Source organism: Paenibacillus sepulcri (assembly GCF_042647105.1).
Classification (GTDB): Bacteria; Bacillota; Bacilli; order Paenibacillales; family Paenibacillaceae; genus Paenibacillus_Z; species Paenibacillus_Z sepulcri.
In genome coordinates this window covers 6,387,019-6,408,667 of the sequence record NZ_JBHRUP010000001.1, presented here as the reverse complement: position 1 = coordinate 6,408,667, position 21,649 = coordinate 6,387,019, and the positions used below count along the sequence as shown (strand labels likewise).

The following is a 21,649-nucleotide window of genomic DNA, read 5'->3' as shown; positions in this document are numbered from 1 at the left end:
TCTCCTTGGCAAGCCTCTCTATACGATCGGCTCTTCCGCTTTCGTGATCCGCATATTAATCAGCGAGAAGATAAGAATCGCCATAGCAAGCACAAAGGCCTGCGCGGACGCGTAGCCCATCTGCAGCTGATTAAAGCCCTGCTGATAAATCAGATAAACCGGCGTTTTGGTCACATTGGCCGGACCGCCCTGCGTAAGCACAAATGCCTGGTCAAACAGCTGCAGCGCGCCGATGATCGACATCGTGCTGACCAGGAATGTAGTCGGCCTAAGCTGGGGCCACGTAATGAACCGGAAGCAATCCAGCTTGTTTGCGCCATCAAGCCGCGCCGATTCATAGAGATAATCCGGAACCCCCTGCAGACCTGCCAGGTAGATAATCATATTGGAGCCGACCGATTGCCACAGCGTGACCATAATAATCGACAGCATGGCCGTCCCGGTCTGCGACACCCACGCCGGTCCTGTAATCCCGACATAGGACAGCAGGCCGTTGACCAGCCCGAATTCCGGATGCAGCAGCCAGATCCACACCGTAGCCGCAGCTACGGAGGATGTCAGGGTTGGCAGGTAATTAAATGTCCGAAACAGCTTGACACCGCGCCATGCCCGGTTCAGCAGCATTGCCAGAAGCAGCGAAATGAGAATATTAAGCGGCACAAAGATAACCGCATACAGGAATACATTGCGGAACGTTTTCCACAGCAGATCATCTTCAATCAGCCGCCGGTAATTGTCCAGGCCGATCCAGTCATTTTGGCTGACTACATCGTAGTTGGTAAAACTCAGATATAAGGCCATCACGACGGGGATAACCGTAAATACTGCGAACAGCAGCACCGTTGGCGTAATAAACAGGTACGCCGTTCTCGCCTGATGCTTTTCAAGCCTTCTGATGGAAGCCATCCAAGCTCCCCCCTTCTTTAATGAATGCATGCAAAAGGGAGGCATGACCTCCCTTGGCTGCAAGCGTGTTACTTCACAATCTCGTTATCCTTGAGCATTTTGTCGCCCTGCTCCTGGGCTTTCTTCAGCGTATCCCCGATGCTTTGCTTGTTCTGCTGATTAAGCTGGAGATTCGGTGCCAGCGCATCGGTTTCCATCACGGAGTAACCGGGGTGGGTAGGACGGATCCTGGCGAATTCCAGAGTGTCCATAAATGGTTTCCACTGCGGATCATCCTTGAAGAACGGGTCCTCCAGAGCCGGCTTGAAGCCCGGCAGGTTGAGACTTGTTTTGGCCCACAGCAGGGCATTCTCCTTGTTGGCCGTCCACCACTTGATAAATTCCCACGCTTCATCCTGATGCTTGGAGCCTTCCGGAATAACGAGGCCAAACCCGCCCATAACGCTTCCTTTATCCCCATTCGGTCCTGCCGGAGGCGGAACGATCCCGTATTCAAGATCCTTGCCGTATTTATTATACGTGCTGAGCATCCACGGGCCGGAGTACAGCATAGCGACTTTACCCGTTACAAACGCATCCTGCCCTTCGCCAAGCCCCTGCTCAAAACCAACCTTATACACTTTATCCTTGTTCATCAGACGGTCCCAGAACTCCAGCACCTGCTTGCCCTGCTCATTGTTGAAGTTGGTTTTGCCGTCCTCGGTCAGCATCTGGCCGCCTGCTTGCTGGAGATACATATTAAACAATCCAAGATCACCCAGCGAGAAACCGGCGGTCTCCAGTTTATTGCCGTTCCACTTTGTCATCTTCGCGGCAGCCGCCTCAAGTTCGTCCCATGTCGTTGGAGGCTGGAGTCCGGCATCCGCCAGCAGCTTCTTGTTGTAGAACAGGGCGCGGGCGTCAACGGTAAGCGGCAAGCCGTATAATTTATCATCGTAAGAGAGCTCTTTCAGCGATTCGTTATAAAAGTCATCTTTTGCTATGCCGTCTCGGGTCAGGTATTCGTCAACCGGATGAAGGACATTCTTGGGAGCGTAAAGCGATGTCCGCCAGCGGTCCCAGAACAAGACGTCAGGCGCGCCGCCATTAGTGGCCGCAGTCAGAAATTTGGTGATCATATCCTGCTGCAGCACATATTTGACGTGAATTTTATCCTGCGACTTATTAAATGTGTCGACCATGGTTTCAAATTGCTTCTGGCCTTCTCCGCCCCAATCTCCCCAGAACGTGAGCTCCGTCTTCTTGCCTTCACCGCTTGCGGCCCCAGCGTTGTTCCCTTTGTCGGCGGACTCATTATTGCCGCCGCAGCCCGCTGCAAGAACAGCAGCCATAACCAGTGCAATCGCCGTAACCAACCATTTCTTCATTTTTTTATCCCCTTAAATTTTTTTGTGAAGACATCAGATTAAACATCCTTGCGAACCAAAAATCATTTCGGAAGCACAGGCTTTTTTTTGTGATTCATTTTGCTCAAAATAAGTCTGCGGGTATCTGAGTAAACTTTGTGGCTGCATAGAAAAAAGAAATTGAAATCGCTTTCATAATTTTGCTCCTTCGTCCTCACATCAATGATTTGCTGCGCCTATGCCGATCCGTTGTCTGTTCACCTCTCATGCGGGCATCAGGCAGGGTATGACCTGCGCAGCGGAATCCCGCAGCCACTCTCCGGGTAACTCTCATCGTCTGTGCCGTTGAATTCAGCTTGAGCGCCTCACCTTCCTTCATTTCGTTAACCGCTTTCATAAGCTTAGTATATTAGTATGAAATATGTATGTCAATATGTTTAATTTTAAATAATAATATACTATTATGTCCGGATTTCAATTGATATGATAGTTTAGCAGTGGAAGCGCACTTTTATTTTTTTAACTACCCTCGTTTCAAGCCAAACTGAAACAGCGCGCACCGATTGAATACCGGTGCGCGCTGGCAGCTTAGTTTTTTTCTAATGTCTGCTTGACGGGGGTATGATCAGGGGACAGGTTTTTTCAAGAACGGCAGCTCATGGCCATTCTGCAGTGCTGCGAATTACACGTCCCCTGGCGCTGGCTTCGCAGGACCAGTCGATTCCCCCGGAACCAGCCTGGCTTCAAGCGTCACTTTATGGGGAACGGCTTGCCCCTTCATAATGCTGAGCACATTCTCCACGGCAATCCTCCCCATCTCTTCTTCATTTTGCCGCATATGAGTAAACGAATAGCCGCCTCCAAGATGAGTAGGCGGGCTATCAAAGCAAATAATCGAAATATCCTCCGGTATCCGGAGGCCAAGCCGTTCCACAGCTGTTTTTGCCAGCAGCGCGATGTTGTATTCAATGGCAAACAAAGCCGTTATCGCGGGATTGTTCTTCAAATGAGCGACAAGCCGCGAGATATCGCGCTCAATATTCTTATCATTGAAGGAATTCGGCAGCGTAGAGGTCAGATCGCTAACCCAAAGCTCCTGATCAACCGCGATTCCACGCTTGGCATGCGCCTGAATAAAACCTTCGATCCGATCCTCCACGGCAGTCGTATCCACAGGAGGCGGAGAAAGAAATGAGATATGCGCATGTCCGAGGTCAAACAGATACTCCGTGCCTTTGAGCGCAGCTGTCATATTGTCGGAGCTGACCGAGGCAGCCGCAACCCCCTTCAAATGCCGGTCCACCAGAACAAGCGGGAAGCGGCCGATAACCAGCTTCAGGATCTCCGCATTGAAGTACTCCCCCTGCGCCGGAAATATAATAAGCCCGTCTACGCCCAGATTCAACAGCTTCTGTATCGATTGTTCTTCATTCTCCGCTATGCCGAAGGTTCTTCTCAGCACCAGAAAGCAGTCATTGTCGCGAGAAGACTGCTCCATGCCATAGATCAGACCCGTTCCATAGCTGTTGCCAAAATCGGTAATAATCAGACCAATTGTGATTTCTTCATGATGAATCGTCTTGGGAACGGTTCCGGCGGGATTTGCGGCCGATTCAGGTTCAGGCTCCATATAATCGGTCTCAGGATCGGCCACAAATGAGCCTCTTCCCGGTTTGCGAACAATCAATCGTTCAGCAGCAAGCATCTCAAGCGCCTTCTTGCTGGTGATGCGGCTTACATGATAGGCTTCCGCCAGCTCCTTCTCGGAGGGAACGCGCTCTCCAAGCTTATAGGTTTCTGTGACGATACGCTGTTTCACTTCATCAAAAATTTTCTCGTACATCGGCTTGGATGACGTCGTCTCGTTCATGATATTCGTTACCTCCTGACCCTCAGCTTTCCCTTTATACATAATAATATATCATGATATACTATAGTTGTCGACATCTCCATGCAAAAGACCCAAGCGCCGAAGGAGTACCTTCCTGGCGCTTGGGTTAACAGCTTCAATAGCGGGCTTGCTCCAATTTAGTTGATTTAATGCTTTAAATCCGCCAAAAGCGGCTTATTAGGCAGGTAATGCAGCGATTTGATATAACGGATCGTCCGCGTCTTGGCGCGCATGACGATGGAATGGGTTTCCGCCCGCTGATCGGGCAGCATCCGCACGCCGCTTAAGAATTCGCCGGGCGTAACGCCCGTCGCGGCAAAAATAACATCGCCCGTGCCGATCATATCATCCATCCGCAGCAGCTTGCGCGGATCGGATAAGCCCATCTCGATACAGCGCTGGGCCTGCTCCTCATTCTCGGGCATCAATCTCCCTTGAATTTCCCCGCCCAGACATTTGAGCGCGGCAGCGGCAAGCACACCCTCCGGAGCGCCTCCAGAACCCACGTACAGGTCAATACCGGTCTCGGCAAAAGCAGGAGCAATGGCTCCTACAACATCGCCATCAGACAATAATTTGATCCGGACGCCTACTTCCCTCAATGTTTGGATTAATGATCCATGACGCTCACGGTCGAGCAGAATAACCGTCAAATCCGAAACCTGCTTATTCAGCGCAAGGGCAGCTTTCTCTACGGTCGTGCGGATCGGATCGTCGATGCTCAGCTTCCCGGCCAGCGAAGGACCGACCGCGAGCTTCTCCATATACATATCCGGGGCATGCAGCAGATGTCCCTTCGGTGCCACCGCGATAACCGCGAGCGCGTTATTCAGTCCTTTGGCGACAAGCTCCGTTCCTTCCAATGGATCGACAGCCACATCAACCTCTGGCCCCTGCAGGCTGCCGACCGACTCGCCGATATACAGCATCGGCGCCTCATCCATCTCGCCTTCGCCAATGACCACGGTACCCCGGATCGAAACGGAATCCAGCATGCCGCGCATGGCATTGGTGGCCGCCTCATCGGCATGATGCTTGTCTCCCCGACCCATCCAAGGGGCTGCCGCCAATGCGGCAAGCTCCGTAACCCTGACAATCTCCAGCGCTAATTCGCGTTCCATGCTTCTATCCCCTCTCCCCAAGCTCGCTCTTCTAATTTGTCAGACCATTTCCTGCAGCCAGCCGATGATCGTTCCCGCCGTTTCCTCAATGGCCTTCTCCGTCACGTCAATGACCGGACAGCGAAGCGACTGCATAATCATATCCGCATATCGCAGCTCTGCATGAATGCGCTCCAAGGAAGCATACTGCGCCGAGAATGGCAGGCCCATCGCCTTGAGCCGTTCCGTTCGGATGCCGCTCAGCTGATCCGGACTCATAGTCAGCCCGACTATCAGCTTATTCCCTTCCTTCAGCTCAGGCGGCACCTTGACTTCCGGAAGCAGCGGCAAATTCGCAACCCGTACGCCTTTATGGGCCAAATAAATGCTCAACGGCGTCTTTGATGTGCGGGAAACCCCGATCAATACAACCTGAGCGAGCAGCAACCCCCGCATGTCTTTGCCGTCATCGTACTTGACCGCGAACTCAATGGCTTCAATTCTGCGGAAATAATCGTCATCAAGCGTATGCAGAAGGCCGGGCTTGCGTTTGGGCGAATCATTGAACGTATCTATGAACGCCTGCATCATCGGCCCCAGAACATCGATGGCCCGGACACTTCTGCGCAGCGCCTCTTCCTTCATGGCTTCGCGCAGCTCCGGCTGGACAAGCGTATAGGCGATGAAGCCTTGGCCAATCGATGCTTCTTCCACGATCTCGGCGATTTCATCCTCCGTCTTGATATGGCTGAACCGCTTTAATTTGACCTGCTCGCTGGCAAATTGCCTCATAGTCGCATTGACGACCGCTTCAGCGGTCTCGCCTACCGCATCCGAACATATGTAAATGCGATGGGGCTTGTTCTCCAGATTATCCAACTGCTGCGTCCTCCAATCCTGGCTGCAAGTGCATGTTATTCCGTCATCCAACGAAGGATGTTGGTTTTGCTGATCCATCCAGTTACCTCTCCGCGGCGGGAATAGCTGTCCTCCCCGGTCACAACAGGAAGACCGTCAAGCTCATGGATAAGCATTTTGTTCACGGCCTCAAGCAGCGGCTGATCCGGTTTCAATGCGGCAATGGCAGGCAGCCTGTTCATAGCCATACTGACCGGAATTGCAGCCGGATTGCTGTTTCCCAGTGTAATCTTGAGCAAATCCCGCGCCGTGACCACACCGACAAAACGCTGCTGGTCATCGACCACGGTCAGCGCCTCCGCATTGCCCATAAACAGGCTGATCACCGCATCATGCACGGAAGCCGTCTCCGAAACATTAACCGGCATCCCCTGCACATCCTTGACCAGCACGCCTTCCCATCGTTTAAGAGCCTGCTCCCTGCCTGCCCCCGCATCGCCAAGGAAATACCCCACCTTCGGCTTCGCCTCCAGCAGCCGCAGCATGACGAGGAGGGACAGATCGGCACGCAGCGTAGGCTTGCCTGTCCCCATCATTTCCGCGAGTTGATCGCCCGTGATCGGGGCATGCAGTTTTACTAATTTGACAATCTCCATTTGTCGTTCAGACAACGTAATGAAAATCACTCCCTATCGAATAAGACATCTTATTCAATCATTAATGTATCATATATCTTTTTTAATACACAATATTTATTTCAAAAAATAGCATTGCAAACAAAGCCCGCACCCGCTTCGCAGCTCCTGCAAGGTTCTCTGCCTGCGTGCTTCATTCCTGTAAGAATGCTCCTTCCTGTTTAGGGAATAATAGGCATGCTTTTAAAGACAGAAAGGTGGTTTGGATGTGGATAAGAACAGCAACAATCATGACGAATCAGCGTCCCCTCCGACACTGACGACCCGGCAAGGTCATCCCGTGACGGATAATCAGAATATAAGAACGGTGGGAAACCGGGGACCAAGCACGCTTGAAAATTATCATTTTCTTGAAAAAACGACGCATTTTGACCGGGAACGCATACCTGAACGCGTCGTACATGCGCGCGGCGCAGGAGCCCATGGCATTTTTGAGGCTTATGGCAAAGCGGGCGATGAGCCAGTCTCCACTTACACGAGGGCGAAGCTGTTCCAGGAAGCGGGGAAACAAACCCCGGTCTTCGTGCGTTTTTCTACGGTTATTCATGGCACCCACTCGCCGGAAACATTGCGCGACCCGCGCGGATTTGCCGTAAAATTTTATACCGAGGACGGGAACTGGGATTTGGTCGGCAACAATCTGAAGATCTTCTTTATCCGCGATCCGCTAAAGTTTCCCGACATGGTACATGCCTTCAAGCCTGATCCCGTTACGAATGTGCAGGATATGGAGCGTTTCTTCGATTTTGTCTCGCTCAGTCCGGAAGCCACGCATATGATTACCTTCCTCTTCTCGCCCTGGGGAATTCCGGCTAATTACCGGCAAATGCAGGGCTCTGGCGTCAATACATACAAATGGGTCAACCAGAACGGAGATGCTGTGCTTGTCAAATATCACTGGGAACCCCTGAAGCAGGGAATCAAAAACCTGCTGCAGCAGGAGGCCAACGCCATCCAGGCGCTTAATTTCAACCATGCCACACTGGATCTCTATGAAGCGATTGAACGCGGCGACTATCCCGAGTGGGAGCTGTGCGTGCAAATTATGAGCGACGGCGAGCATCCCGAGCTCGATTTTGATCCTCTGGACCCGACAAAGCTGTGGCCAACCGATCAATTTCCATTTCTCCCGGTAGGAAAAATGACGCTCAACCGCAATCCCAAGGATTATTTCATGGAGGTGGAGCAGGCTGCCTTTGGCACGGGGGTATTGGTTGACGGCCTTGACTTCTCGGACGACAAGCTGCTTCAGGGCAGGACGTTCTCCTATTCCGATACCCAGCGCCACCGGGTGGGAACCAACTATTTGCAGCTGCCGGTCAACGCGCCTAAAGCGCAGGTAGCCACCAATCAATCCGGAGGCCAGATGCAAATTTATATGGACCGGGCTCCGGGGCAAAATCCGCATGTCAACTATGAGCCTTCCGGTATGGGCGGGCTGCAGGAAGCAGCGAAACCCGGACGGGATCATGAGCCGCGCTATGAGGCCAGCCTTGTGCGCCAGCCGATTGAACGCACGAACAATTTCAGCCAGGCCGGCGAAACCTTTCGTTCCTTCGAGGCCTGGGAGCAGGACGAGCTGATTGCCAATCTGGTCGATGCGTTCTTGAAATGCAACAGCGATATCCGGGATCGGATGATCGGAAATTTGACAGAAGCGGATATCGAATATGGCCGCCGTGTCTCCGAAGGCTTGAAACAGGCCGGAGACCGCAAAATTGCCAGCGGACAAACCGACCCGGATCAGGCCGTCAAGCTGTCGCAGCAGGAGGGGCGCGAGGCCGGGCCTTACTGAGCGCTTCGGCAGCAGCTTGCCAATCAAGCACCTTTTTCTTATCTGCTGGAGCATCAATATGATTATTGCGCTTAAGGCCCGGTGCCGCCGAGATGGCGGAGCTTGGGCCTTTGTCTTGTGCCGTCAGCCGGAGCAGCACATAAGATGGTGGCAAAGGAGGAAATACAAATGCCTCTGTACCGCATCATTGTCGATCTGTCGGACAGGAAGCTGTATCTGCTTGACGGCAATATCGTAGTGAACGAATATCCGGTAGGCATCGGCAAAATGCTGACGCAAACGCCAACTGGAGAGTATACGATTATCAATAAACAACCCGATCCCGGCGGCCCGTTCGGCGCTTTCTGGATGGGGTTGTCGAAGCCTCATTATGGCATTCACGGGAATAATGATCCTTCCTCCATCGGACGCGAGGTTTCACGAGGCTGTATCCGGATGTACAACGAGGACGTCGTTTCCCTGGCGCAAATCGTGCCGCTGCGAACGCGAGTGACCATCCGGCCCTGACGGGAAAGCCTTGGAGGCCGCAGTTATTTAATGTGGCCATTCGGACATACTAGAGGGAAGATTGAATATTTGGGAGGAAGAAGTAAATGGATTACAAAACAGCGCAGCTTACGCCGGAGGCAGTAAAAAAGCTGCAGCAATATGAAAACGAGCTTTCCAACAGCACAGGCGAAGACATCATCCTTATCGCTTACGAACAAGAGGGGCCGGCCCCCGCATCCGGCCTTGATCAGGAATAAACATGGGCAGCAGCCCCTTGCCAAGCGCGGAGGTTGTTTTGTTTTTATATCAGAAGCCGCAGCAGGGACTATGCCGCTTATTTTGGAGGAATCGCTGCTTCGGGATTCAGCTCAAGGATCATCTCCATCAGCTGCTCGCGCGGTATAAGCCTGACTGCATTTGATTTGGCCAATGTATCGGCCGCTTCCGTGAAGCCGCTGTCCGTAACCACCCATGCCTCCGCAACTCCATAATGAGCAATGGCCGCCTGCGCCTCCTGAATCGTTTTAATCCCGATATTACTGGTGTGGCGTTTAGCCTGTACAACGATTTTCCTGCCTCCCTTGGCGATAATCAGAACCGTGCCCTCATCGCTTGGAGCTTGAATAACCTCGACGCTGTAGCCTTGGGCTTTGAACAAATAGCCCAGATACTGCTCAAACTGACTGCCCTCCATAATGCTAATATCCGCAATATCCATACCGGCAGCGTTCTCTTCCTTCCGCTTGCGAATAAACATATGTACGATGATAAAACAAATCACTATGAATCCAGCCGCGACCGCAGCATAAACAATTGATTTCGTGGTGCTGTACGTCAGCAAAAAGGCTACCGCTACCAATAACCCCATAAGCCCTCTTGACGTAATCTCCTGCAGTATCATCCAGCTTTTACGACGAGCCATTATTTTCTCCCCTTTTTTTCCGTCTTAATCCATATATCGGAAAAACAGGTAGCTATTTTTACTCCATTTATAAATAAAGAAGCCTGTTCCCGTCAAAAAACCTTCACGCATTAGCTTCCAACTAGGAAAGCTAAGACGAGAAGGCTTTGCAAGGTTAGCGAGGAAAAGGTCAAATAATTAATTCCCCAAGCTTGATTAGCTCGACAACCGCTTGCGAACGACCTTTAACGTTCAATTTTTGCATAACGTTAGAAATATGATTCCGCACAGTCTTCTCACTTATAAATAATTGCTGCGCGATATCTCTGGTCGTTTTGTCCTGAACCAATAATTCAAAAACCTCTCGTTCACGATGAGTTAGGAGAAACTTGCTTTTCTGGTCGCTGCCCTTCAATTTTTGTCACCCCTCCTTGCTCGGGTTTTTATGGTTTAACAAGGTTAAGGGATACAGTCAACTTATAATATGAAGAGGCGCATGCAGTGGTGCGGTCGTTCCCAAAATTGGGCGGTATGCAAAAGGAAAAGGCTGCGAATGTTGCTCGCAGCCTTTTTTTTCTATTGATTATCGTTCGCTCAAGCCCATCTCTGCCTAGCGCCGCCAGTACGTTTCGTGGGGGTAGCGGTACTGCAGCGGCGTGGTTTTCTGCCTGATCGCAAAGCCGCCGGTCGGCTTGTAGTCAAAGGGTTTCTCCCCGGCGGCATAAGCGGTATGCTTGCGGCGCTCGATGCAGTCATACAGCACATTCTGCTTGAGCGCCAGGTATTCCAGCGTGTGCGGACCGAAGCCCGCCTCAATTTCGCCTGGACGGAATTCATAATAAACCGTGCGCCGGAGCGGATTGCCGTCCCCATCCGGAGAACCATGCAAAACAAGAATATTATGAAAAATCACATCGCCAGGCTGCATCGGCACGGGGATGGCATCCTCGGTGGAAAAGCCCGGACGTCTGCAGCGTTCATCCGAAGCTTCCGGAGACCAGCTGCTGCTGCCGGGAATCACCCAGAGACAGGTCTGCAAATCGGCTTCGTCCAAATAAAAATCCACATTAAAAATCGGCCGCTTGTCCTCGCACCCATCAGGAACAGCCGCATCCCGGTGCCAGGGAACAATGACACCCTCATCCGGCGCCTTCAGCACCATCGAATCCCAGGTGGGAATGAAATTGGGCCCCTGCAGCTTCTCTACGGAACGGAGAATAAAAGGATGACCCAGCAGCGCCTTCATGGGATCGCTCTTGTCAATCACATATTCAACACGTTTGAGAATCGGTTGGCCTGATTTCACTCCCGTACCATACATATAGTCGGGATCCCCGCTGACACCGGCCACCCCTTTGTCATACAGCTTGGCCATCTCGAATTGAACGATCCTAAGCTCTTCATTTACCAGAACATGACGAATAACAAGGAAGCCGTTATCCAGGAAAAACTTCGCCTGTTCCTCATTAATGCTGTCCTGAAGCTGTGCATCCGCGATCGGCATTTCCATATTTGACGTGTTCATGCTCGCTCTCTCCTTTTGTGGCATCAGGTAATGGTTTACCTGTAGTATAAGAGATGCGGCAGGTGATGTATTTAGCTTAAAGTAACAATAAGGTTGCCGATATCACACAATGGCTTTTATAATGACAATCAGGTTGACAGCGTTGCCATTATTCTCATGGAGGGATTATGATGTCCGATGCACCGGCTCCCGTTTTCGTGCATTCCCTGCCCGAGCATGCGGCCGGGATGTATTTTTTCCCGCCCTATATTACACTTGCCCATCTGTTTCATTCGCCGGCTGATTGGGGGATTCCGCCGCGCAGGCTCAGCAATTATCAGTTTCAATATGTCGTGGACGGAATGGCGGAATATGAAATTGAAGGCCATACGATTATGACCCGGCGCGGCGATTTGATTTATCATTCCCCCTATCAGCTGCATGAGCTGCGGAAGCTTCCCGGAGAGCCTTATATTTGCCTTTCCATCCTGTTTCATTTTGGCGATACGGAGTACCCGCTCGAACAGCTCCTCGGGGAGAATCGGCTGCTCGGCAATTTCCACGGTCAAGCGATCGAGAAGAAGCTGACGCAGCTTATCACCCACTATCACCAGCCCGGACTTACCCATCATTCGCAGTGTCAGGGGCTTCTTATGGAGCTTCTCTCGAACTTGTCCAATTGGAAAGAAGAGCGGGAAACGAAGACGGAAGGCCAGCAGAAAATCAAAACCAAAGTGGTGTTGATCCGCAATTTTATCGCTGCCCATTATAACCGCGAGATTACGCATCATGAGCTTGAGGAGCTGTCCGGTCTAAGCCGCAATTACATCATTATCAAGTTTCGCTCCGCATTTGGTGTGACGCCGTTCGAGTATTTAAGCCGTGTCCGGATTGAGCGCGCCAAGGAGCTTGCGCTGCAAACCAAGATGTCAATCAGCGAGATTGCCTGCGCCGTCGGTTATGCCGATGTTCATACTTTTGGACGCATGTTCAAAAACAAAATGGGAACCAGCCTCAGCCAGTTTTGTTCCTCATTGGTAACGGATTAACAGCATCAATGCACAAGAGGATTTAATAGTTGAATTCACGGATTCACGGAATGCTGTTCCAATCATCAGGGAATAACATGAATATCCTTCGACCGGTAAAACAAAAACAACAACCCATGCGGCAGGCTGCCGGCAGAGATTGTTGTCAGTTACAATCAGAGAAATTTATGGTTTGGGCCGGACTGGGAACACGCGGTCAACCATAGCGTTGAATTCGGTAATAAAGGCCTGAATGGGATGGCCGGATTTCACATCTTCCGAATAGGAGCTCATGCGGTGAACGAAATCCGGCGAGGCCGACACATATACATGCTCGATTTGAGGCGCTATCTGTTTTACTTTATGGGCTACTTTTTGCTTCAAGCCATGCGCCAATTCCTTGCCGTGATGTTCCGGCCTGGTATTCGCAAGAGGCCGCATATAGCTTTGGGCGGTTCTGCCCTTGGGCAGATTTTTTTCCATGACGGTGCCGTGCTGCGTATGAGTTGAGGAATTCTTCAAGGTTACGGCAACATACGCATTGTTATCCGTCAGCATCACAAACGATTTATCCACCTCTTCCATGGCAGCGATCCGGGCCGCGATGTCGCTGCTCATTTCCAGGCGGTAATTTTTATGGGCGCCAATGATATTATTGCTGTTGAGCCTTCGGCCGTCCATACGATTCATTTCATTCATCTGATCGTTGGCGAAGCGCTTATTCATGATACGGTTGCCATTCATGTCGTAGGTAATGCTGTTTTGCCGGATGTTCTTGTTTCCAAGCTCTCCATGCTTGTCCGAACAGCCGGCGAGCATTGTTGTTGCAGCCACTGCCATGAGCATGATCCATTTGCGCTGCATATGCCATCCTCCGTTTCGTAACTTATGTTGCGGCCCGCTTATAGCGTTCGCCGAACGGGGAGGCTCTATGCTGGTAACTTTTTTAGATCAACCGGACATCCTCATGTTGTGATGCTGGACGCGAACCAGCTGAACCGGCTCCTTCATTCCCTTCAGTGCGGCAACAAAGGAATGTGAGCTGTAGGAATCCGCTGCTATCTCAATCCGCCGGAAAAGCTGGTTGTGCAAATTGGCTTCAAGCACGATTTCCCCGGGATTGCCCAAGGCCTGAATCCGCGCCGCCATATTGACTGTCCGCCCAAAATAATCATTTCGCCCGTTCATGCCGACCGCCACCGCCGGACCGTGATGGAGCCCTATGCGAAGGTCCAATCCATCTTCTGCCTGCCAGGACTGCTGGATATCCAGAGCAGCTGCCATGCCGTCCTCCGCCCTGTCAAATACAGCCATCACGGCATCCCCGATGGTTTTGACAACCGCTCCTCTATGAAGCTCGACCGTCGCAGACAAGAAGTCGAACATTTGCCTGACATATCCATACGCGCTGGCGTCGCCAACCTGCTCATAATAAGCCGTGGAGCCGCAAAGATCGGTAAACAGGACAGTAAGGCTGGAAATTCCCGCTTGCTGTCCGGGCGCAAGCACATCCGAAGAGAACAGGCTGCGAAATTCGGGCAGCAGGGTCACATGAGAAGCTGTCGCCACGAGATCATCCCAGCCTTCGCGTTCAATAACGACAATCACCTCATGATCGCGTTCATTTGCGATCCGGATGCCGCCGCCACAATAACCGGCCGCACTCTCCTGTGCCCAGCCCTGTTCATTTATAGTCAACTCCGTTACTGGATGACTATCCTTGTCATGCTGTTCTTGCGGAGCGGAATCAAGCTTCAAATGAATCCATTCATTGCTGCGCAGAATGCGTATTCTCCAGTCAATGTCTTGTTCAGGCAGCTCCAAGTCCGTACGTTCTCCGGAACCTATCAGACGCTGCATGAAGATATGGGGCGAGAAGGCCGGAGCCCCTATGCAATAGACAGCCCGCGAGGAACGCCGGATTTCCGGATGTACGGAGAAGCAGAGCTCAACATAACGGTCGAACATAGCCTCGTAATCGATTCCGCACCATTCGCAGTGATACCGTTCATGAATTGCGGAAAGCCGGTTAGCCCCTGTTTCAGCAACGCGGCAATTGGGGCAGATGAGCTGCCACTCCATATTGAACATGCCCTGCGTAGTCGCATGAAGCAGGAGCTTCAGCACCTCATTGCGCTCTGCTTTCCACTTGGCGGCCAGAACAAAGGGCCGGATATCCGCTGTATCGTCCTCATGCCCGTTCAGGACAAGCATTTCAAGCTCCTGCAGCAGAGTCTGCTTAAAACCCAGGGGAGCAAGCCGCTCCATCAGCTCGGATAGTCTCTGCGCATTCACGCCTGGCGCATGCGGCGCTTTGCCGGCAGCAGGCAGGCTCGGGACTCGTTTGTAAGAATCAGCCGCAATTGCTCTTTCAATATATTGAATGGTCTTCTTCATCGACTGGCTGGCGAGCAGCCTCACAGGCGGGTACATGGCCCAATTAGCGGTAGTAACTGTAGAGTACAGCTTCACATTAGTGAGCGGCTCTCCATCCCCGCCGTTATCCGCTTCACTGAGCTGAATGCCGGAACGGAATGTTTTCATTGGCCCCCGCGAATAATGACGGTAGACCTCATACCAATGTCGTTCCTTCCATTCAAACGGATATTCCTGCCATTCCATAGGCAGCAGACGCAGCGCGGTTGATTTCATTGCCCGGCTTATGGAACGGTGATCGCGCAGCTCCCCGCGAATGACCGGATCGAGCCCGATTGCCCGGTTGATACGATTCGTATTGGAGAGAATTTCCCATATGCGGGATTTGGAAAGCGCAAATTGTTTCTCCATGACCAAATGAACCTCCGGTTTTCCATTGCCCACCCAACTTCCTCCGTTCTCATGCCTTCAGGTTCGTAAATTGACGATTTTTGTCGTATAAATAGTGTACCTTACCTTCATTGACAGCACCATTGCTTTTAAGTTAAAGTATCAATTAGAACCTGGTACTAATACCTGATATCAAGGAGTCGATAAAATGACGCTTTCCGCCCTTAAATCACAAACCAAGCTTACCGCTTTTGGCGTTTATGTACCCGATCGGATACTCACGAATAATGATATGGAGAAGCTCGTGGATACAAGCGACGAGTGGATTGTCCAACGCACCGGCATCAGGGAGCGGCGCATATCGGCCGATGATGAATACTGCAGCGACTTGTGCTACGCTGCTGTCGCCAATATGCAAGCCCGTTATGCGGTGAACCTTGCGGATGTGGATTATATCATCGTGGCAACCTCCACCCCGGATACGTTCTTCCCCAGCATGGCTGCAAGAGTTCAGGCTAAATTCGGCATCCGTTCATGCGGTGCGCTGGATATTCAGGCCGCATGCGCCGGCTTCGTCGCCGCGCTTCAGCTGGCAAACGGACTGCTGCTGACAGGCGTTCACCGTAAAATACTCATTATCGGAGCGGATGCCTTATCCAAAGCGACTGATTACACCGACCGTTCCACCTGCATCCTCTTTGGCGACGGGGCCGGCGCTGCGCTGCTGGAATGGACCGAGGATGGCACGCTGCTTGGCTCCTATACTGCAACCAGCGGAGCGAGCGGTCATCATTTATATCGCTCAAGCCTCTCTGCCGATATTGATGGGCATCCTATTCAGACCACTGGCAAAATTGTTCAGGATGGCCGCGAGGTGTACAAATGGGCGGTAACCCAGGTGCCCAAAGGAATAACCGCTTTGCTGGAGAACAACGGCCGGACAACGGAAGAGATAGACTGGTTCGTTCCCCACAGCGCCAACATGCGCATCGTGGAATCCGTCTGCGAGCGAACGGGCATACCGCTTGAGAAAACCTTGGCAAGCATGGAGCTGTTCGGCAACACCTCCGCCGCATCCATACCGCTTGCGCTTGATTTGGCCATCCGCGACGGTCGTATAAATAAAGGAGATCTCTGTCTGCTTTATGGTTTTGGCGGCGGGTTGACCGAAGCGGCCGTCCTTCTTGAATGGAGCCTGTAATTCTTACCTGCCCGTAAGCGGCTGTTTCCCACCGATCGTTATTTATGTCCCGTCAATTGCCATGACAGGACAAGGAACCATACCAGAGGCGCTGTTTCAGACATACTATGGAACATATAGATGCTGCGGGATGGAATAACGAAGGAGGAATGATAGATGAAGCTGCTGTTTACCTATTATGTGCCAAGCGGAGGAATTGAGACTCTTAACCGGCTTCGCTGCAGAGCTTTGCGGATGGTTGGAATAGAGGCTCATGCCCTCTATTTGTGGGATGGCGCCGGACGGCAAAACATGGCAGAGGTCTCACATTTCATTACAAATGACGACAATGAAATCCGCAACGTTCTTGCAGCAGGGAATTACAACGCAATCGTTGTTACCTGCGATCATTTGATGCTGCAGAGGATCAGGGGCCTTGGCTATACGGGAGCGCTGCTGTATGAAGCGCAGGGCCTTGGCACCCGTGAGCAAGCAAGCGGAACGCTTGCTTTTGCCTCCCTTTTCATCCGATTGTACGCACAGGCCGCTATCAGCCCCCCCACTTCACACCTTATGGAGCTTTTTCAAGCCCATCTTTCCGACATTCCAAGATTCTATGTGCAAAATATGATAGATACCGATCGCTTTACGTACCAGCATGCGCAGTGGCTGAACCCTTCCGGGGCGCCTATCGTGGGCTGGATTGGCCGGCTTGAAGCCAACAAGAACTGGCGGCTCTTCCTCTCTATTGCCGCAGCTCTCAAGATGAAAAACCCACTCCTCCAAATATGGATGTTCGAGGATGCTTTTATTTTCGAACCGGGAGAGCGGGAAGCCTTCAACAATCTGGTACATGAGCTTCATCTGGCGCCTAACCTTGTTGTGCGGTCCAATGTTCCCCATGATCATATGCCTCTTTATTTATCCGCTATCGGAGATTCCGGAGGGATGGTGATTTCCACCTCCTTCATTGAGGGCTTCGGATATGCCGTTGCGGAAGCCATGAGCTGCCGCTGTCCCGTGCTGTCCACTGATTCTGATGGCGTCCGCACTTTTATTGAGCACAACCGCACAGGAAAATTTTTCATGTCGCGAACGGTTGAGGAGGGCGTAAGGGAAGCCGGGCTGATGATGAAAAACCGCGCCCATACCGAGCAAATGCGCGAGCAGGCCCAGCAGCATATCCGCAGCCATTTCTCATTGGCCCGTTACGCCGCAGATATGGTGAATATATTGGTTGCACTTGGGCTTCGCGCATACAACTGAGGCTGCCCCGATGTCCGGGCCGCTCCAGACCGTATGCATGCATGACACGCAATATGGTCGAATGCATGCCGCCAATTGCCGTGCCTGCATATACCCTGTCCTCATATACTGGGAAGAAAAAAGGATGTGAGGTGAGAGATAATGACTCCGAAAGTATCTATCATTATACCTTTCTATAATGATCCTTATATTGATCAGGCCGTGATGAGCGCCTTGTACCAGACCTATCCCAATATCGAAATTATCGTCGTGGATGACGGATCAACCCTGCATCAGCACCTGCTTGCCCCTTTCCAATCCCGCATACATTATTTGGGCAAAGCAAATGGCGGGACTGCGAGCGCGCTCAATTACGGCATGAGAATGGCAAGCGGCAAGTATGTGGCCTGGCTCAGCTCGGATGACCGTTTCAGCCCTGACAAGATAGCCAGGCAGGTCGATTACATGGAGCGGACAAACGCGCAGATCAGCCATACGGACTACGATCTGATGAATGAGAATGGGGTTATCACGGCGATGGCGGCATCAGCCAAATACGCCTCCGCCAAGGCCTTTATCTCTGAGCTTCGCCATGGCTGCCCCGTCAACGGCTGTACGATCATGATGACCAGGGATCTGATTCAATCCATCGGCTGGTTTAATGAATCGCTTCCCTACACCCATGATTACGATTTGTGGATCAGAATCATATTATCGGGGATAGACTTTCATTTCATCAACGAAAGATTAACAATCTACCGGCAGCATCCGCAAATGGGCACCGTGAAGCACTTTGACACCATAGTCAAGGAAGCAACCCATGTCAGCCAGCTTTACGCCGGCAGGATGAATGCCCTGGTTGCGTCGCTTCCGGGATAGGATAATCAGACGTTTGCGGCAGCACGGAGCGATGGTCCTGGAAAAAAGCAAAACACCCCGCAGCTCGATGCGCGATGCGGGGTGTTTTGCTTTGCTCTGTTCAGCAAGCTTCATAACGTTTGATCCCGATGACCGGGTTATGGCAATTCAAGCGCCTCGACCTGCTTCCAGGCCGATTCGATATCCGCCATCAAGTCCTCCGGCTCCTCCAGTCCGATATAAATCCGGACAACGACACGCGGACTGTCCGCCGGAGCAGAATTCAGCTTGTTCACCGTTACAAGACTTTCGAATCCGCCCCAGCTAACGGCGATTTTGAAATATTTCAAGCGGTTCGCCCATTCCTTGATCCGGCTGAGTTCCATTGGGGATTCAAAAGAAAAGAGACTTGTGCTTCCGGACATCTGGGTCATAGCCAGCTGATGCTGGGGATGGGATTCCAGCCCAGGATGATTCACTTTGACCACAAAGGGCAAGGTTTGCATAAAAGCGGCTACCTTCAGCGCGCTGGCTTCATGCCTTCTCAGACGCAGCGGCAGGGTCCGCAGCCCTTTGGATACAAGCGCTGCCGTTTGCGGCGTCATGATGCCGCCGAACAGCATGTATTCTTTATTAAACAAGGCCTTGATTATGGCCGCCGATCCGATCACCACGCCGCCGATACAGTCGCTGTGCCCGCCGATATATTTCGATATCGAATGAACCGAGAGGTCCACGCCGAGCTGAAGCGGCTTTTGGAACACCGGCGTAGCCCAAGTATTGTCAATGATTGTCAAGGCACCGATACTCTTGGCCAGTGTCGTGCATGCCCGGATGTCCTGGAGCTGAAACAGCTGCGTCGTCGGACTTTCCAGATAAAACATTCTCGTGTTGGGACGTACCGCTTCTTCCCACGCCTCGATACGGCTTCCATCTACGAAGGTTGTCTCAATGCCGAACTTCTGCAGGTACCCGCCCAGAAATTCGCGCGTCGGACCGTACACCTGATTCACGCATATAATATGATCACCTTGACTGACAGTGGACAGAATCGCCGCCGTTATGGCTGCCATCCCCGAAGAGAAGCACTTGGCCTCTTCCGCTTCTTCCAGATCGGCAATTTTATGCTCCAGATACCGCACCGTCGGATTATGACCGCGGGAGTAGACGGGAATGGCCTGCAGATCCTGGAAGGCCTGGTCGAACTGATCGTAATTTTCAAAGGCAAACAGGCTGTTCTGGTAGATCGGGGTGTGGATGGCGCCATAATGTCTGGTGTCAATTGGATCATAAACAACCCGGGTATACTCGCTCACCTTTTTTGTTTCGGTGTCTGCAGTTGATTCTCCCATTGAATGACTCACCCTTTTTCCGCTCCTTGTGTCAAGCCTTCTACAATAAACCGCTGAGCTACAGCGAACAGCAGGATTGTGGGGATAACCGACAGAACGGTACCCGCGGACATGGAGCCCCAATCCACATCATATTTCAATACAAAGGAATTCATCGCCACAGGAAGCGTCTTGAGCGCATCGGTGTCAATAAACATCACCGCCATAAACAGCTCATTCCAGTTCTGTACAAAAGCGAAAATAAACGTTGAAGCGATTCCCGGCAGCATGACAGGAATAATAATGCGGAATAATGCTGAGAGCCTTGAACAGCCGTCGATCATGGCCGCTTCCTCCAGGCTGGATGGAATCCGCTGGAAAAACCCGCGCAGCAGAATGGTGGAGAACGGGATCAAGGATACCGTGTACATAAGCACGAGCGAAATGCGGTTGTTGATCAGATCCAGCCGGCTCATCAGGAGATACAACGGCGCCAGCGCGACAAAGCCCGGCAGCATTTGCGTCAGGAAGAAGCCAAGCATGATCTGCTTGTGTCCGCGAAAGCGAAAGCGGGCCATGACATAAGCGCTGAGAATCGCGATAATCAGAACAACGACTGCGGCGGACACTGCAATCAGCAGGCTGTTGCCCATGTAAATGTGAAATTTGGAGATTTTGAAAATATTCGCATAGTTGCTAAAGGTCAGTTCCTTGGGCCAATACCGCAGCGGGAACGAGAAAATATCCTTTTGCGGCTTCAGGGAGGTAATGACGATCCAGTACAGCGGAAATACCATGACGAGAAAGTTAAGCGCCAGGAACAGGATTTTGGATATCAGAAGCACACGAGATTTCATCAAAAATCCCCCACTTTCTCAGACCTCGTCACGGAAAGATAAAATATCGTATACATGAGCAGAAGCACAATCATGATGACGCCGACAGCCGATGCCGCCCCGTAATCTCCGCCATAAATGATTTTGTCCAGCATGAACGAGGATAAAATATGCGTCGAGCCCGCAGGTCCGCCGTTCGTCATTCCATAAATAATGGCCGGATCATTGAAAATCCAGATTGCTCTGAGCAGCGTCGTGGTAATGATCGTCGGGAAAATATAAGGCAGCGTCACGTTGAAAAATTTGCGCGAGGCATTGGCTCCGTCCATATCCGCCGCTTCATACAGCTCCGATGGCACCGATTGCAGAGCAGCCAGCAGCATAATGGCAAAGAAGGCGATTCCATACCAGATATTGACGACAATTACCGAGAACAGCGCCCAATTCGGATCCGACAGAAACCCGATGCGAACATCAATGATGCCAAGACGGAGCAGGATATCATTGATAACGCCAAGCTGCGAGTTGAACATCCATTTCCAGATCAGCCCGATAAGAAATCCCGAAAGCGCCCATGAGTAGAAGACGAATCCCTGATACACTCCCCGTCCGCGAAACGGCTTGCGCAGCACCATCGCCAGCAGCAATCCGAACAGAAACTGGAATACCAGCGAGAATCCGACCCAATAAGCGCTGTTGGATAAAGCGGTCAGAAATTTAGGGTCTTTAAAAGCTGCGGTAAAATTGTCGAACCCGACGAATTGGATGTTTCGAAGGTCGAAGAGTTTATAATCCTGGAAGGCCATAATAATCCCTTTGATAAAGGGGTAATACGTAAATACCAGGACCAGCACCAGCGCTGGCAGAAGACTGAGTCCGATGAACATTTTCTGATTTTTCAACAGGCGCACCACCTTGGA

22 protein-coding genes are annotated in these 21,649 nt (G+C 51.7%); 7 read left to right on the top strand and 15 right to left on the bottom strand.

All coding sequences use genetic code 11. The features are described 5' to 3' along the window. Window positions 1-18: 18 nt before the first annotated feature. The 7 genes from ACFOLF_RS27920 to ACFOLF_RS27890 all read right to left on the bottom strand — a co-directional run bounded on the left by ACFOLF_RS27920 (window position 19) and on the right by ACFOLF_RS27890 (window position 6,772). Complete coding sequence (locus ACFOLF_RS27920) at window positions 19-906, bottom strand: carbohydrate ABC transporter permease (RefSeq protein ID WP_210037258.1); 888 nt, start codon at window positions 904-906, stop codon at window positions 19-21. Between the two features lie 68 nt (window positions 907-974). Next, window positions 975-2,273 (bottom strand): ABC transporter substrate-binding protein, encoded by a 1,299-nt coding sequence (locus ACFOLF_RS27915; protein ID WP_210037257.1) that lies wholly within the window; start codon window positions 2,271-2,273, stop codon window positions 975-977. 193 nt (window positions 2,274-2,466) lie between these two features. Then, window positions 2,467-2,631: a hypothetical protein gene (locus tag ACFOLF_RS27910; RefSeq protein ID WP_210037256.1), complete on the bottom strand. Its 165-nt coding sequence runs from the start codon at window positions 2,629-2,631 to the stop codon at window positions 2,467-2,469. Window positions 2,632-2,934: 303 nt separating this feature from the next. Beyond that, on the bottom strand, window positions 2,935-4,122 hold the full coding sequence (locus tag ACFOLF_RS27905) for a GntR family transcriptional regulator (RefSeq protein WP_210037255.1): 1,188 nt from the start codon (window positions 4,120-4,122) through the stop codon (window positions 2,935-2,937). A 167-nt stretch (window positions 4,123-4,289) separates the two neighbouring features. Next, on the bottom strand, window positions 4,290-5,264 hold the full coding sequence (gene glpX, locus ACFOLF_RS27900) for a class II fructose-bisphosphatase (RefSeq protein ID WP_210037254.1): 975 nt from the start codon (window positions 5,262-5,264) through the stop codon (window positions 4,290-4,292). Window positions 5,265-5,303: 39 nt separating this feature from the next. Then, complete coding sequence (locus ACFOLF_RS27895) at window positions 5,304-6,113, bottom strand: pyruvate, water dikinase regulatory protein (protein WP_379112979.1); 810 nt, start codon at window positions 6,111-6,113, stop codon at window positions 5,304-5,306. Window positions 6,114-6,157: 44 nt separating this feature from the next. Next, complete coding sequence (locus ACFOLF_RS27890) at window positions 6,158-6,772, bottom strand: CBS domain-containing protein (protein ID WP_379112862.1); 615 nt, start codon at window positions 6,770-6,772, stop codon at window positions 6,158-6,160. A gap of 226 nt (window positions 6,773-6,998) precedes the next feature. Here ACFOLF_RS27890 and ACFOLF_RS27885 point away from each other — a divergent pair, with 226 nt between their 5' ends. From ACFOLF_RS27885 to ACFOLF_RS27875, 3 genes are all read left to right on the top strand, one after another. Next, the gene (locus tag ACFOLF_RS27885) at window positions 6,999-8,591 is read left to right on the top strand and encodes a catalase (RefSeq protein ID WP_210037252.1); all 1,593 of its coding nucleotides are present in this window, start codon (window positions 6,999-7,001) and stop codon (window positions 8,589-8,591) included. A gap of 168 nt (window positions 8,592-8,759) precedes the next feature. Further along, entirely contained in the window at window positions 8,760-9,098 is a 339-nt protein-coding gene (locus ACFOLF_RS27880; protein WP_210037251.1) for a L,D-transpeptidase, read from the top strand. A gap of 86 nt (window positions 9,099-9,184) precedes the next feature. After that, complete coding sequence (locus tag ACFOLF_RS27875; RefSeq protein ID WP_210037250.1) at window positions 9,185-9,337, top strand: hypothetical protein; 153 nt, start codon at window positions 9,185-9,187, stop codon at window positions 9,335-9,337. Between the two features lie 77 nt (window positions 9,338-9,414). Here the strand turns inward: ACFOLF_RS27875 and ACFOLF_RS27870 are convergent, their stop codons facing one another. From ACFOLF_RS27870 to ACFOLF_RS27860, 3 genes are all read right to left on the bottom strand, one after another. Continuing rightward, complete coding sequence (locus tag ACFOLF_RS27870; protein ID WP_210037249.1) at window positions 9,415-10,002, bottom strand: restriction endonuclease; 588 nt, start codon at window positions 10,000-10,002, stop codon at window positions 9,415-9,417. Window positions 10,003-10,171: 169 nt separating this feature from the next. Next, the gene (locus tag ACFOLF_RS27865; protein WP_210037248.1) at window positions 10,172-10,396 is read right to left on the bottom strand and encodes a helix-turn-helix domain-containing protein; all 225 of its coding nucleotides are present in this window, start codon (window positions 10,394-10,396) and stop codon (window positions 10,172-10,174) included. Between the two features lie 195 nt (window positions 10,397-10,591). Beyond that, window positions 10,592-11,506 (bottom strand): phytanoyl-CoA dioxygenase family protein, encoded by a 915-nt coding sequence (locus ACFOLF_RS27860; protein ID WP_210037247.1) that lies wholly within the window; start codon window positions 11,504-11,506, stop codon window positions 10,592-10,594. Window positions 11,507-11,673: 167 nt separating this feature from the next. Between ACFOLF_RS27860 and ACFOLF_RS27855 the strand changes: the two genes are divergently transcribed. After that, complete coding sequence (locus tag ACFOLF_RS27855; protein ID WP_379112865.1) at window positions 11,674-12,534, top strand: helix-turn-helix transcriptional regulator; 861 nt, start codon at window positions 11,674-11,676, stop codon at window positions 12,532-12,534. 165 nt (window positions 12,535-12,699) lie between these two features. Here ACFOLF_RS27855 and ACFOLF_RS27850 read toward each other — a convergent pair whose 3' ends face one another. Then, the gene (locus ACFOLF_RS27850) at window positions 12,700-13,377 is read right to left on the bottom strand and encodes a YhcN/YlaJ family sporulation lipoprotein (RefSeq protein WP_210037246.1); all 678 of its coding nucleotides are present in this window, start codon (window positions 13,375-13,377) and stop codon (window positions 12,700-12,702) included. An 87-nt stretch (window positions 13,378-13,464) separates the two neighbouring features. Beyond that, the gene (locus ACFOLF_RS27845) at window positions 13,465-15,333 is read right to left on the bottom strand and encodes an adenylate/guanylate cyclase domain-containing protein (protein WP_210037245.1); all 1,869 of its coding nucleotides are present in this window, start codon (window positions 15,331-15,333) and stop codon (window positions 13,465-13,467) included. A 154-nt stretch (window positions 15,334-15,487) separates the two neighbouring features. Here ACFOLF_RS27845 and ACFOLF_RS27840 point away from each other — a divergent pair, with 154 nt between their 5' ends. From ACFOLF_RS27840 to ACFOLF_RS27830, 3 genes are all read left to right on the top strand, one after another. Beyond that, on the top strand, window positions 15,488-16,480 hold the full coding sequence (locus ACFOLF_RS27840; RefSeq protein ID WP_210037244.1) for a ketoacyl-ACP synthase III: 993 nt from the start codon (window positions 15,488-15,490) through the stop codon (window positions 16,478-16,480). 156 nt (window positions 16,481-16,636) lie between these two features. Then, the gene (locus tag ACFOLF_RS27835) at window positions 16,637-17,725 is read left to right on the top strand and encodes a glycosyltransferase family 4 protein (RefSeq protein ID WP_210037243.1); all 1,089 of its coding nucleotides are present in this window, start codon (window positions 16,637-16,639) and stop codon (window positions 17,723-17,725) included. A gap of 141 nt (window positions 17,726-17,866) precedes the next feature. Then, window positions 17,867-18,583 (top strand): glycosyltransferase family 2 protein, encoded by a 717-nt coding sequence (locus tag ACFOLF_RS27830; protein WP_210037242.1) that lies wholly within the window; start codon window positions 17,867-17,869, stop codon window positions 18,581-18,583. A 137-nt stretch (window positions 18,584-18,720) separates the two neighbouring features. Here the strand turns inward: ACFOLF_RS27830 and ACFOLF_RS27825 are convergent, their stop codons facing one another. From ACFOLF_RS27825 to ACFOLF_RS27815, 3 genes are read right to left on the bottom strand one after another with little or no spacing between them, the layout of a single operon-like run. Further along, entirely contained in the window at window positions 18,721-19,926 is a 1,206-nt protein-coding gene (locus ACFOLF_RS27825; RefSeq protein WP_379112868.1) for a trans-sulfuration enzyme family protein, read from the bottom strand. Continuing rightward, window positions 19,923-20,750 (bottom strand): carbohydrate ABC transporter permease, encoded by an 828-nt coding sequence (locus ACFOLF_RS27820; protein ID WP_210037241.1) that lies wholly within the window; start codon window positions 20,748-20,750, stop codon window positions 19,923-19,925. The genes ACFOLF_RS27825 and ACFOLF_RS27820 overlap by 4 nt, the downstream gene beginning before the upstream one ends. After that, complete coding sequence (locus ACFOLF_RS27815) at window positions 20,750-21,640, bottom strand: carbohydrate ABC transporter permease (protein ID WP_379112982.1); 891 nt, start codon at window positions 21,638-21,640, stop codon at window positions 20,750-20,752. The genes ACFOLF_RS27820 and ACFOLF_RS27815 overlap by 1 nt, the downstream gene beginning before the upstream one ends. Window positions 21,641-21,649 lie beyond the last annotated feature (9 nt).